A 13,070-nucleotide genomic window follows, 5' to 3' on the forward strand; every position below is an offset into this window, starting at 1 on the left:
TTAATTGAATTTCATACATTAGTTCCTTAGAGCGTAAGGCTTTCAAGACAAAAAAAAGTTAATTTATATATACAAATAAAAAAGATGGGTGCCTCATATGCATTCCCATCTTCTTACCTACTGTCCTATTTAGGAACCTCAAGATCCCTTTCATTTACTGGCATTACAAAATCAAAGCTTTGTGTACCATTAGAAAATCCTTGACCATTTACAGAATAATCAATGGAAGCTCTTTTCCCATCCTTATTCATTGGAAAGTATCCCATATACATTTGCTGCATTGATAGGACCTCATCTACTGACAGGAAAGGGTGATGAGATCCATTGACTCTATTTAATCCCTCCATTATTTCGACAAATTCTTCAGGTAGCTTCATCACACCATACGTTTGATTTTGTAGGGTGATTTTTTTCTTTATTTGAATATGTGGTTGATAATTCTCTACTCCTTCACTTACATAAAATCCACGATCTCGAAGTAAATAATATGAAATTTCATCAACCTGATCTCTAGGATCAAAATTCCATACAATATGATAGGTTGAAGGATGAGCTGGATCTACATGCCATAGCGTCGGTTCCCCCTTCGTATCAATATATGTAAGACTCCAGTCCTTCAAGCCCCATTCCCAATAGCTTAGACTATAATCTCCTCTTCCTGATATATATGGAATAACAAAATGCAACTCATCTATAGCTACTCTATCTTGGACCTCTTTCGCATCAGCTTCCAAATATATATCATTAATCTCTTTGATTATTTGTTCGTCTGTTGGAAGAACACTTGGATGTGACATATGAAACCAATAATAAAAACATCCTATGGTAAGGACCAATCCAATTAGCCCCATTACCCATCTCCATTTTCTAGACATTATGATCCCATCCTTTTTAACACCGACTCATCAAATTGAAAATATACTTGTTTTTTGGAAGTAGAAATTAGAAGTCCCTTACCATTCTCTTCAATAAAAATCATCGTATCTACTCCACTCCCCCACCTTGATGACGTTCCTACAAGCTGGTAGGGAAATCTCTCATTCATTTTTTGTTCGTCATTATCTACGTATGTATCATAATACCACTGCTCACTGTAGATCTTTTGTTGTTCCATTGAAGGAAGCTGCTCTAGTAAACGCTCTTTCTCTAACTCCAAGTCCTTTGCAGATGGATGAATTGAAATGATAGAGGCATTCTCCACAGTTGAGAGATAGGTTTCCGCTTTATCTTCAGGATAAACTACCTGTTCGATAGGGAGAGTGATGAGCCCCGCAGCTAAAAATAAATAATTAGACCAAAATCCTAACCATGCAAAACGACGATATCTTTCCCATCTTCCTTCTTGCCCTCTTAAAAAGAAATACAGGACCCATACACCTAATGGCAACACAGCAAAACTCACCACTTCTAGATTAATTGAAAAAGAAAACAATCCAATAAATACAGATATCGCAACCTTCCAGACCTTCGCTTTTTCTTGCTGCTTCCTATAAATCCTATATGCCAAATATACAACTCCCCCCCATATAAAAAGAGTCGTCAGCATTGGAATTAGTTGAAATGAAAATAGCTTCATGACTGCACCTCCTATGTCCTTAAAGAATGTAAAACACAATAATAACCATGAAAAAGACCGAATAAACTAGGCCAATCACAAGACCCTTCGCTATCGATTTAGACGTAAAATTCGTTAACTCTGCTGGAGATTCAGACTGATCGATTTTCCTAGAACGCACAACTAATTCAATGTTTGTAAACAGCAGCCATAACAATGCGACTAAAATCATTACCCATAATTCCGGCCTAAAGATTTCCTCATTGGATCTTCCGACCATCATCGATTGATTCAAAAGAATTATTCCTAAAATGAAGCTTAGTAACACTCCACTTTTTTTCCGTTTGATCCACTCTCTCCCTAGCTTCTCCTTTTCATACCGTGCAATTTCTTCGACAAAAGGGATCAATGACTTAGTAGACTCAAGCCTAAATAGCCCAACAATTGCTTGGATAAATGTGATGACCGCCATCACTTGTATGAAGGAATTGAATGAAAAAGGGAAAACATGACTGATGATCAAAAACATAGCGAAGACCAAGATCACGGTTCCATTCATAAAGATTAGCTGCTTAAGTCGCAGTTTTTTAATAGTAGCATCCGACATATACTAACACCTTTCCCCTAAGAATTTTGGATTATTTTGGATTGATATAGTTCTAGTTTAACTTATTGGTGTGAGGGCGTCATTAACTATTGGTGGATTGGAGTATTAAGGTTATCTATGTCAAAAAAATATTACTTTATGTAAAAATTATTTTACTTTTAGTAAAAAATACCTTACAATTTAAACAGGGGTGGAAAAAGGAGGGATTCATTTGGGATTTAAAGAAACAGGATACCTTAACAATCGACTGGCCATTTTAAGAGCAGAGAAAAAGTGGTCACAGAAGCATGTTGCAGATCAAATAGGTGTAAGCAGACAAACAATCATTTCTCTAGAAAATAATCGTTATAGTCCTTCTCTTAAATTGGCATTTGAAATTGCCCATTTATTTGAAGTAGATATTAACGAGGTTTTCCAATACATGACTAAGGAGGAAATAAAATGATTTTGATTCATTTCGTATTAGTTATTTTGTTTATCATTGGTTTATTTATCTCTTTAAAATTCACGTTCGGTAAAGAAGGGAAAGATGAAAGAGGTCAGCAAATCTTAAACATATCCTACATGTTTTCCTTTCCCATTTTCCCTATAGGCTGGCTCCTAATTGAAACGTACCACAAATATATCAACACCCTTACCTTCGACTCCTATCGTGATTCTATATGGATCCTCGTATTAATAACATTTATCGTTCAAGGGTTGGTCATTCTATTCTTTAAGAGGAAACTTTAATACTTTGGTCAAGAAGGGACATTCTCCCTTCTTCTTTTTTGGCTGGGTAAATGCTTCATCTATAGATAGCCTGTCGATTCTCTTACCTTGTTTAACATCCACCGAACTAAGCTATTTCTTACATAAGTGAAAAGGTCAAATTGACTTCTTATATTCTGATCTAAATAACATGGCCAAGATGAACAGTAGGAAGTTGTTCAAGTCCACGTGCTTCATGTGAAAGGTGGGAAATTCGTTCTTGGATCCCTATGTATCAACTTCAATCCATGCTCTTTACAATATGCTTTAATTTCATCTTCTTGATATTTCAACTATATCCATCTCTTGCTTGCCCTTGTGTTGAAACTCGTATATACCCAACAACACTCAACTTCTCACTCTCCCCGTTACATAAATTGTAATTTCCGTTACGCTTTTTAACGAATAGCGAGTATTATACGGCCGCCTCAAGTAAAAATACAACCCAAAATTTATTCGCCAAGGTAGCAAACACTCTTTCACGATACCCATTGTTTATCGCCACGAGCTTTGTCATTCTCGTTAGTTTGTTAGTTATTCCCCGTCATAACTATCCCTGACATGTAAAATGTCATCTCGCCTGTTTATCGTACTTTTCATTCTATTCAAGTATTAAAACATAATGCCTTGATGGTACTACCTTCATGAGCTATGTATTTCAGTAAAGCAATATCCAATATCGTTCAAAGTTAAGATTTATAAAAAAAACAAAAACACCTGATTCCTAAAAAGGCAATCAAGTGCTTAAATGTGTCTTTCAGCTCTTAATAATTTTCAATAAAACTAAAATTAAAGTAGTTTCATAGGAATGAAAACCTTTATGCATAAGCACAACAACACTTCCCCCGTACTCCTGGGGCTATACTGTATTACAAAAAATAACTGGTAGCACCATAGCTACCAGTTATATATTTGCATCCATTTTAGAACAGTTTATGCATTATTCATCCTGCTCATAATAATTTATCGCTATTCCCATATCCCCACTTCTTGGATCATAATACGATATTACCTCACCCCAAGTATAATTATATTTTATACTGCCTTGGTTGACTTCAGTTGGTTGACCTAATTGCTTTATTAACCATTCATCATGACTTTTCTTTTTTAATTCTACTTTATCGTCAGACCAATTTTCATAAGAATTTTTAAATTTCGGATCTGCATTTTTCAATTCGATTGATGAGATGTGGTCCTTTTTAAATACAGTCCTTATCCAAAATGATAGTCCATCTATGATATGTGGATTTTTAAAATTATACCTTTCAATATCTCCATTGGTATAGGTATTTACTTCAGACGAAAATACATTCATAAAATTTTCACTATTAATCCCATAGTATATTTCTTTATTATTAATGATTATTTCACCTGTATTTAATCCCATCATTTTATTATAATCATCTAAATGCATCTTATAATTATTCAAATCTATTGCTTCAGATTCAATTTTCTTTATTTTACCCGTCTTGATCAATTCATTAAAATCTGGAATAAACATCTGTGGTAATCCACCATCACCAAATTGTGGATTAGCCTTAGTTACCCCATAGGCCACATTTCTATCTTCTATTATTTCATAGGCCATCATTTTACTTCTATATTCAGCAGCAGCCATGCCATCTTCCCAATATGGTTTTACTTGTAATCCTTCAAATAATTTCCTTGAATCACCTTTTATTCTATTTACAGCACTTTTTGTCGTTGCGTATCCTGTTGGATATGGTTCACCTACATATATTACTTTCCCTTTTTTCAGGGTGATGTTTCGATATTTATCTACTCCTACATATGGGAAATTTCCTTGCCAACTTTGTGCTATTTCGGACGGACTATCATTACCCGTACCCTTACTACCATCCCCAGTCCCCTTCTCCTCAACCTTCACACTAGACCTAGAAACAACCGAATCAATCCGATCTTCTACTGTCGACCTACTAAATACATTCAACGGAAAGCATAGGGACGGATCTTTTGCTTCCTTCGTTAAGCGAAAGTAAACAAGCACCAGATACGTCCAGGTGCTTCTTTCGTGCTTCTCGTAAAATCCAAATATTAAATCAATACTTCTTTATGGTACTACCTTGACGAGCTTTGAATTTAAAACTGGTCTCATTCATGTTGTTCTTATTTCACCAAAAACAAAAGCACCTGTTGCCTAAAAGACAACCAAGTGCTTTATAGTTTACTTTTCTTCAAATTCCTTCATTCTCTCTAATAAATCAAAATCTAGCTGCTCTTTGTTTTGACTTATATATTTATATTCAAAATACTTAATTCTAGCTGTTGGACCAAATTCACTTTCATGCCAATTTGTATAATCAAAATGTACATTTAATTTACCTGTATCATTTAATATTAATGTCACTGAAAACCAAGGGTCTTGGTCATTATTAGTAAAAACTTTTTGGAGTTCAACAGTTAGTTGAAATAATTTATGTAGTTCTTTATTATAAGCCCTCTTATCTATACTGTATAATTTTGGGATATAATGCGAAAAAATGTGTTGTTCCTCACCTTTCGGCGTAAAAAAGAAGAAAACTCCTCCTTCTCTTTCCTTAACTTCACCATTAAAATAGAAATTATCCCATTCAGTTGGAATCATATCATTAACCTGTTGTGCAATTTCTTTATATAACTCGTTTAATTCTGTTTCAAAACTCATCAATATCAGCCTCCTGATTTATTTGCAATCTCGCGAATCACTGGAAATTGGCCTTCAATTTCATATTCGACCATAAAGGAATCTGGTCGCATTGAATTATTAGAATAGATCGGTTCAATACTAACAGAGACTTTCTTGGGCGGTACCTCTTTCAATGCATTGGCCCATTCAGTCTCCATTTCGTACCAAACTCCACCCCTCCTATTAATTTGACTATTTTGTGGTACAAGATTATCAATATCAGGAGGACCATTAAATTGTGCTCCTATTAAATGTCCGCCATCATCATCTGGTAATCTGTCTTTTCCGCCTACATTTGCCTGAGCGTATTTATTTCTATTAGCCTTTTTCAATACAAGTTCGGGAGCATCTACATTTACAATACGTCCAAGTTCATCGGTAGTATATTTGTAGTTATTATTGGTTACGTACTTAGTATTTGGGAGTAGTTGTTTCTTACCATTCTCACCTTTTATTATGTGCTTTCCAAAATCAATTTCTTTAACTTCGTTGACTATATTACCATTACCCGTACCCTATGTTGTAATCTTAAAAGCTAAAAATAAAAAAATCAGCCATTTTACCACCTTCTTAAACTACTTCTTTATCTTTCATTATCGGCAATTCATAGACAGTTTTGTGCTTCATATGCCAAAGATAATGTTTACAAGCCTTCTCATAATGCAGACCAATGCTTGCCCCTTTGTTTTACCTTCCTTAAGCTTTCGTTGGTAATAAGCATGAAACACTGGGTTTCTTGGCAGTTTACTCCCTTTTGCCACTTGTACTTGTTGGACTGCCAAATTGTAAAATAAAGCGTGCAGCGCCCGATTTCCCTGTTTACTTTTATGTTCTTTACCTTTCTCACCGGAGCCAAAGTAAACTGGCGCAATACCCGCAAATCGTGCTAATTTGTTGGCATTAGGAAAACGTCTAACGTCACCAATCTCTGCAATTAAAGCTGATGCTGTCATAAGGTCTATGCCTGGCATGGAATCTAGTTGAAACTCTAGTAAACTCATTAACTGTTTTAATTCGCCTTCCACATAACTCATTTCCTACTTTTTAAACGAAATGTCTCGAACGATGCTTCTTACTAGAAAGTCTCGTGTTTCCTGGTGTTCTTTCTGTGTATGTCCATCCTCTTTCACTAGCTTCAATATTTCATTCGCTTTTTTCACTGAACATGTATTGTTACTGGCTTCTAATAAAAAAGTGGTCAATTTCTTCACACCTACACCGTATAAACTTGAAGGTGACGGGTATTGTTTCCAAAATGCCAATGCCGTTTTTCCATCCACTTCCGAGAAAAGCTTCTTATAGCTTGGATAATGATGACTCAATTGAATGTGAAGTTGGTTTTTTAAAGCACCTTGCGCCTTTACCAATGCATTTCTTCTAGTAACCAATTGTTGTATCGACCAGTATAAATCATGTGGTTTAGCGTCAGGCAATTGGCTAAGTTGTCTTACCAATATTCTAGCCACACATTCCGCATCCCAACTATCACTTTTTTGTGTGGTCATACGGCTTTTTCTTTCTGCATATGAAAGAGCAGGGTTTACTTCTTTTACAACCTGTTCATGGTCCGTTAAAAACTGTGCCAACGCTCTTCCATAGCCTCCAACATCTTCTAATCCAAATACAGGTGTCAACCCTTCTTCTATCAGTTTATCAATATCTAATAAAAATGTTGGGAAAGCGGACGGTTTATTTTCAAACTTTATTTCACCTAGTTTCTCTTGCCAACAATTGATAATAACCGCCACATGGTGTTGTTTATGCAAGTCCACACCCACATAAATGTGTTTCTGCTTTTCATGCATGGCTCATCCTCCTATTCAGTTGTCAATTATTGAATGAAAATGTCGGCAACCTTAGTTCGAGCGTTCACCTTGCGGTGCGCATTGGTACGAAAGCCTATCCATTTTCACCTTTACATAGGGATATATAAGAAAATGTGTCCCTTTTTTAAGTAACCTTTTAAATTATTGCTTCATGTTTTCCATTTGCCTGTATTTGTCCGTATGTATATATCCCTTGATAAAAGCTTTCTCGGTCTAATATCCGCTTCACTTGTACTTTCGTAAATGCTTTCCTTTGGGTTGTTTGATACCCTTCTTCATTCAATGCTTCCGCCAACCTTGACAGTGACCATTTCTTATATTTTTGTTTAAGTTGAAAGAATCTTTTTACTACTTCTGCATGCCCGTTATGTATTTTTAGTTCTTTTTCAACCTTTTGTTTGGTATAGCCAAATGTCGCCCTTCCTCCTGCATATCCGCCTTCCTTTGCCTTTTTATTTCTCCCTTTTGTTAGTTTTAGGGCTATTTCAAGTCGTTGGTATTGGTCTAATAACTCCATTAATCCATTGACCAAAAAGTCGTTTGGGTCTTTTTTGTGAATGCTGTAAAATGGTTGTTCAATACTCTTAATATCACAGCCATATTTCTTCAACTCTCGTTGTATTAGCACCTTTACAATATCTGACCGCCATAATCGGCTTGTGTTCAGCACTACCACATAATCAATCTGGACAGACGAAAGGTGAGCCAACATTTCCTGTAAGCCCACCCTGTCTATCTCTAGTGCTTCTTTATTCAGTTTTGCGCCACTGATTCCTTCATCTCTAAAGATGTGTATCAAGCTCAAGCCTTTTTCCTTACAATATGCTTTAATTTCCTCTTCTTGATATTTCAAACTATATCCATCTCTTGCCTGCCCTTGAGTTGAGACTCGTATATACCCAACAACGTTCAACTTCTCACCCTCCCGTTACGAAAATTAAAATTTATGTAACGCTTTTTAAACGAATAGCGAGTATTATACGGCCGTCTTTAGTAAAAACACAACCCAAATTTTTTAATCCAAAGCAGTAATAGAACGCCCTTCACGTTATCCATTGTTTATCGTCACGAGCTTTGTCATTCTCGTTAGTTTATTAGCCAATCCATGTCATAACTACCGCTGCCATGTAAAATGTCATCTCGCCTAAGTATCGTACTTTTCTTACTATCCAAGTATTAAAACGATACTCCATGATGGTACAACCATCATGAGCTTTCGATTCTCAAACAAATCACATTCTTATTGTCTCACTCAATAATCTTCACTTTTTATTATTCACTATCTTTATGTATCGGTATCGTTACCATCTTTAGCATTATGAGCTTTGTCATTGTCTTTAGTTTGTAGGTTTTGCAGTATCATAAGTCTTCCTGCCACTTAAAATGTCATCTCGCCTATTTATCGTACTTCTCACAAAATCCAAATATAAAATCAATACTCCATGATGGTACTACCTTCATGAGCTATGAATTTCAGTAAAGCAATATCCAATATCGTCCAAAGTTAAGATTTCTAAAAAAAAACAAAAACACCTGATTCCTAATAAGGCAATCAAGTGCTTTAAGTTCACCTGTTTTTAAGTAGCATAAATTTGTAAGTTTTGTAGTACAAGTATGACACCTTTTACATGTCGCGAAATTGTTACGTTAAAACTTACGAGTTTGTACGAGTTCGTTAGTTTAATATACATTCCATTTGTTTATATTCATCGCAATGTAAAATGTCATCTCGCCTAAACTCGTACTTCCTTTTCTATTCTATCATTGCACGTAATACTCTATGATGGTACAACCATCATGAAGTATATACTTTTTAACAGCCTATTATTTTTCTGCACACTTCATAACATGTTTTAAATTAATTACAGCAATATTTTGTCACTCCTGCATGCAAATGCTATTCTACAAATTTATACTACAACTTTCATAAGTTATTAATTCAATTTAGATATATATATTACTGTAAATTTTTTAAAGGTTATTACTCTTTACTTCCTCAAACCATTCATCTGCAATATGGCTAGCTGTTTTAACATCATCATTCGTATATACTAAATCATACTTATACTCAGCTTTAAAATTCCCACTCTTAACATCATATATTAACTTCATTTCCGTTGGCATGTCTCTTTCATATTCTTTGCACAATGCTTCTATTTTTTCAATATCTTCACATATTATACGCAATACCATTGACTGTCGTTTTGGAGCCACATCATATCTTTCATCTCCATCCTCCAATGCATCATTTACTTTATGACGCTCTACATACTTATTGTTAATGCAATAAAAGAAACCTCCCGAAATCATTCCTGCTTCGCGTGAAGCATAAACATATACTTTATCTGCTCTATCTTCAACGTACTCCATACATATAGATATCATATCTGCTTGTAACTCACTAAATCTATCTTCAAATTCTTTCATCCTACTTTTCACTCCTTAAATTAATTTTTAATAACTTGGAATTCCGACTTACCATCAATAGCGTAATTAACTATAAACTTCTCTGGTCGCATATTATTTCCATCATAAACTATTTCAACATCAACTGTTACTTCTTTAGGAGGTGTTTCTTTCAAAGCCGCAGCCCATGTATCTTCAATCTTCTTATATTCCTTCAAATTAACATCAGATAATTGTGAAACTAAATTATCAATTTTAGGTGATCCTCCAAATCTATCACCCGCCAAATGGCCTGCATGGTCCTGTCCCTTTACTTTTCCTGGTGTATTCTTACTGTGTGACAATCTATCTGTTCTAGTTGTTAATTGTAAATTTTCCGTTTCAAATTTCACAAGCCTACCAGCACCATCAGTTTCATAAAAGTAATCATATTCGCCTGTTTGATATCTAATATTAGGCTTTAATCTATTTTTTCTTCCGTTTGTATACTGTTCTCCTCTTCCCACTAATGTTTTAACATCACTTTCCCCAGCCAAACGATTACCCGTACCCTTAGTACCATCCCCAGTCCCCTTCTCCTCAACCTTCACACTAGACCTAGAAACAACCGAATCAATCCGATCTTCTACTGTCGACCTACTAAACACATTCACCGGCACTGAATTCGCCGTACTCATTTGAAGGGACTGGTTTGGAAATAAGGTTCTGCCTAAGAAGTCGGTGACGTCATCGACAAATCGGGTTCCGCCGTTTTTTATATCTTTATATAATTCTACCGTTTCTTTCTTGATTCCTTCAAATACTTTGTTGTTTTGGACGATTTCTTTTACTTTTTGAGAGATGGCTGGGTTTACTGCTTTGGTGTTGGGTGCTCTGTCTTTGTCTACTTTTAGTAGCTTGAGGTATTTTGATTGGCCTACGTATGGGATGAGAGAGGTTGCTGCTCCTCCAGTTACATACATAATCCCTTCTTTTTCTGAGGTGTCTGATATGGATTGTGCTACCGATTCTAGGACGATGATTGGGTCATCAATGATTTGTTCGAGCGTGCCGGCAAAGGTCTCTACTCTTGTGGTTGCCGCCTTTTTTAGGAATTCGGGTTCGATGAAGTCTGGTATGTTGTTAGATATCGCGATGATTCCCGCATCAATGACAAGGCTGATTAGGCCTTCTGCGATTTCATAGACGGCAACACCTACTCCTTTTATGAAATTCCATACGCCTTCAACGGTTACAGACACGACATCACTTACTCCTTCAAAGAAGTTGGTGTACGTATCCTTGACTGCAGCGGCTTTGTTAGAGTATTCATCATCAACATTTTCGAACTTTTTTACTTTTGTTTCATAAAGGTCCCATAATCCTTCTATATTCTTTTCAAGCATGGCCTTGGAAGATTCAATATTCGTCCGAATAGCATCAAGCTTTTGTTTATTATGTCTGCTTCTTTCTTTTTCTTCTGGAGTTGGATCGTCAAACAAACCAAATAAGAAGCTTGGGGACTTATGTGTTTCTAGGATCGCATGGAACATATTGTTGTTTACCCCTGATTCAATCTGTGTGAGGTTCCACCAGATATCGTTGCGATCGACTCTCATCATACTATTTCGAGAAATAGGTGTAATGTAGGCCGTTGTATCGGTCACGTAGTTTTCAAATAATGATAAAAGATCGTCTATTTGAGCTTGGTAGCTAGTAATATTTTTCTTTGATTGCTGAATGGTGTCATCCCAAACATCCAAGCTTTTTCCCGCGTTACTTTCTACATAAACAGCTATCGAGGTTAGGGAACTGTGCATTTGATTTAAGGCATTTTTGTATGTATGAAGCTGTTCAATAATCTGATCTAATATTCCATAGTTAATTTGGATGTCTCTTTTCATGATTGCCCACTCCGAATCAATTCACTCGCTTCTTCGTCGGCCTTCTTCATTTCTTCTAGCATTTCTTTACCAGCAGTATGAATAGCATACATATCTTTTAGTAAATCCTTATTGATATCATCATTCATATTATCTAGAATCGCATCTACTTTTTCTATGAAATCAGAATTAAAGTTCTTTAATTGATCTCTTGTGCCAGTACGGAAGGTGTCGGTATAACTACTAAACTCTTCAATACTTGATTGAAGGGTTTGTAAAGTGGTTTGTAAATCGTGAACACTCATCTTTATGTGTGTTGTTCCCAATACGTAAACTCCTCTCTACCAACTTTTTATCTAAAATGAACAGATTGAATCGTGGCAAGTAATTGATCAATCTCCGCTATCATTTCTTCTATCATTTCTTTCATCTCTTCTTCAACAGATGCATTTTCTAAGTCCATTTGCTCAAAATTTTTCTTAATCTCATATTTGGCATCCTCCAAAGACGAGCTAATCCCAGAAACTAAGTTATAACAAAAGCCTGACGTATAAAGTGCCATTACCTTTTACCCGCTCTTTCCATAGACTCAATTTCAAGCTGAAGACGTTTCATGTCCTGTGCTGAAAATTCGATTGACTTCATATTTTTTGAACAATAAAATCTTCTTTTATAAGCAGAAGAAAGGCTTCTTCCATATCATCTTTATAGCCAGTATGGATCACATTTGTAATTAATGGCTCTGTAAAATAGATCGTTGTATCTTTCTTCATTTCTCCTACAGGGTAAATAGCGCCACCGTAAGGGAAATACGTTTGATACCCTGTTGGTGCTATAAAACGTTTTGTAATCACAACTTTGGTAGGTGAAGACGTTTGATGTTCCGGAATAAAATGAAGTGGATTAAGTTCAACCACTGTTCCTAGCGGTAACACCTCTCTCATAATTTCCATACAGGAAGTAATAAGGAGGACAAAAAGCTCCTCAGGTAAACAAAAATATGTTTGTGCAAACTGAATCACGTGCTCATTATGTTCTCTTCTATAAGTAATCTTTTCTCCATTTGTACATTGTAATTCGCAGGAGGATCGCTCTTGCTTGTAAGCATAGTAAAGTTCTTGAAAGACAAGTTCATCATCAAGATACACATCTGCAAACTCATTGATTGCCACACGATATCTAATCTTTGCTTCATTTGATAAAGAATTAATGACTTGAGCCACTTTTTCCATAGCGAGTGTTTTTAACTTTATTTTTTCATTCATTCCACTCACTCACTTTCATGTTAATATTTTACATACATAGTTTATTATAAATAAAGTGATTGGAAATTATATAGTAAATAATATCTAAAAATAACAGGTACACTTCAATACTC

Annotated in this window: 14 protein-coding genes and 2 pseudogenes; 2 read left to right on the forward strand and 14 right to left on the reverse strand. The window is 35.5% G+C overall.

All coding sequences use genetic code 11. The annotated features are described in order from the left end of the window. Window positions 1–125: 125 nt before the first annotated feature. Genes A9C19_RS16690 through A9C19_RS16700 form a run of 3 tightly spaced genes read right to left on the reverse strand, consistent with a single transcriptional unit; the run spans window position 126 to window position 2,162 of the window. Entirely contained in the window at window positions 126–875 is a 750-nt protein-coding gene (locus tag A9C19_RS16690) for a hypothetical protein (RefSeq protein WP_072580996.1), read from the reverse strand. Then, window positions 875–1,576 (reverse strand): hypothetical protein, encoded by a 702-nt coding sequence (locus A9C19_RS16695; protein ID WP_072580997.1) that lies wholly within the window; start codon window positions 1,574–1,576, stop codon window positions 875–877. Before A9C19_RS16695 ends, A9C19_RS16690 begins: the two co-directional genes overlap by 1 nt. Before the next feature lie 19 nt (window positions 1,577–1,595). After that, entirely contained in the window at window positions 1,596–2,162 is a 567-nt protein-coding gene (locus A9C19_RS16700) for a hypothetical protein (RefSeq protein ID WP_072580998.1), read from the reverse strand. Between the two features lie 211 nt (window positions 2,163–2,373). On the opposite strand from A9C19_RS16700, the gene A9C19_RS16705 reads away from it, so the two are divergent. Together A9C19_RS16705 and A9C19_RS16710 are read left to right on the forward strand one after the other, a co-directional pair. Beyond that, window positions 2,374–2,607, forward strand: coding sequence for a helix-turn-helix transcriptional regulator (locus tag A9C19_RS16705; RefSeq protein ID WP_072580999.1), 234 nt, complete (start codon window positions 2,374–2,376; stop codon window positions 2,605–2,607). Continuing rightward, window positions 2,604–2,894 carry a hypothetical protein gene (locus tag A9C19_RS16710; protein WP_072581000.1) on the forward strand — a complete coding sequence of 97 codons (291 nt, stop codon included), beginning with the start codon at window positions 2,604–2,606 and terminating at the stop codon, window positions 2,892–2,894. The genes A9C19_RS16705 and A9C19_RS16710 overlap by 4 nt, the downstream gene beginning before the upstream one ends. A gap of 248 nt (window positions 2,895–3,142) precedes the next feature. On the opposite strand, the pseudogene A9C19_RS22585 reads toward A9C19_RS16710, so the two are convergent. The 11 genes and pseudogenes from A9C19_RS22585 to A9C19_RS16765 all read right to left on the reverse strand — a co-directional run. Beyond that, window positions 3,143–3,264: pseudogene (locus tag A9C19_RS22585) on the reverse strand (recombinase family protein); the annotation flags it as partial. 588 nt (window positions 3,265–3,852) lie between these two features. Continuing rightward, window positions 3,853–4,920: a hypothetical protein gene (locus A9C19_RS22100; protein ID WP_072581001.1), complete on the reverse strand. Its 1,068-nt coding sequence runs from the start codon at window positions 4,918–4,920 to the stop codon at window positions 3,853–3,855. A 177-nt stretch (window positions 4,921–5,097) separates the two neighbouring features. Continuing rightward, complete coding sequence (locus tag A9C19_RS16720) at window positions 5,098–5,577, reverse strand: immunity protein YezG family protein (RefSeq protein WP_072581002.1); 480 nt, start codon at window positions 5,575–5,577, stop codon at window positions 5,098–5,100. A gap of 5 nt (window positions 5,578–5,582) precedes the next feature. Continuing rightward, window positions 5,583–6,095 (reverse strand): DNA/RNA non-specific endonuclease, encoded by a 513-nt coding sequence (locus A9C19_RS16725; RefSeq protein ID WP_072581003.1) that lies wholly within the window; start codon window positions 6,093–6,095, stop codon window positions 5,583–5,585. Window positions 6,096–6,168: 73 nt separating this feature from the next. Beyond that, window positions 6,169–7,403: pseudogene (locus tag A9C19_RS16730) on the reverse strand (IS110 family RNA-guided transposase). Window positions 7,404–7,560: 157 nt separating this feature from the next. Next, entirely contained in the window at window positions 7,561–8,337 is a 777-nt protein-coding gene (locus tag A9C19_RS16735; protein ID WP_072581004.1) for a recombinase family protein, read from the reverse strand. Between the two features lie 1,058 nt (window positions 8,338–9,395). After that, the gene (locus A9C19_RS16745) at window positions 9,396–9,851 is read right to left on the reverse strand and encodes an immunity protein YezG family protein (protein WP_026801636.1); all 456 of its coding nucleotides are present in this window, start codon (window positions 9,849–9,851) and stop codon (window positions 9,396–9,398) included. A 20-nt stretch (window positions 9,852–9,871) separates the two neighbouring features. Beyond that, window positions 9,872–11,713 carry a DNA/RNA non-specific endonuclease gene (locus A9C19_RS22320; RefSeq protein WP_233499194.1) on the reverse strand — a complete coding sequence of 614 codons (1,842 nt, stop codon included), beginning with the start codon at window positions 11,711–11,713 and terminating at the stop codon, window positions 9,872–9,874. Then, window positions 11,710–12,018: a hypothetical protein gene (locus A9C19_RS16755; protein ID WP_083584417.1), complete on the reverse strand. Its 309-nt coding sequence runs from the start codon at window positions 12,016–12,018 to the stop codon at window positions 11,710–11,712. Before A9C19_RS16755 ends, A9C19_RS22320 begins: the two co-directional genes overlap by 4 nt. Before the next feature lie 26 nt (window positions 12,019–12,044). Then, window positions 12,045–12,254, reverse strand: coding sequence for a hypothetical protein (locus tag A9C19_RS16760; RefSeq protein ID WP_072581005.1), 210 nt, complete (start codon window positions 12,252–12,254; stop codon window positions 12,045–12,047). Window positions 12,255–12,333: 79 nt separating this feature from the next. Continuing rightward, window positions 12,334–12,957: a DUF4176 domain-containing protein gene (locus tag A9C19_RS16765; RefSeq protein ID WP_072581006.1), complete on the reverse strand. Its 624-nt coding sequence runs from the start codon at window positions 12,955–12,957 to the stop codon at window positions 12,334–12,336. Window positions 12,958–13,070 lie beyond the last annotated feature (113 nt).

This window comes from Bacillus weihaiensis (genome assembly GCF_001889165.1).
Classification (GTDB): domain Bacteria; phylum Bacillota; class Bacilli; order Bacillales; family Bacillaceae; genus Metabacillus; species Metabacillus weihaiensis.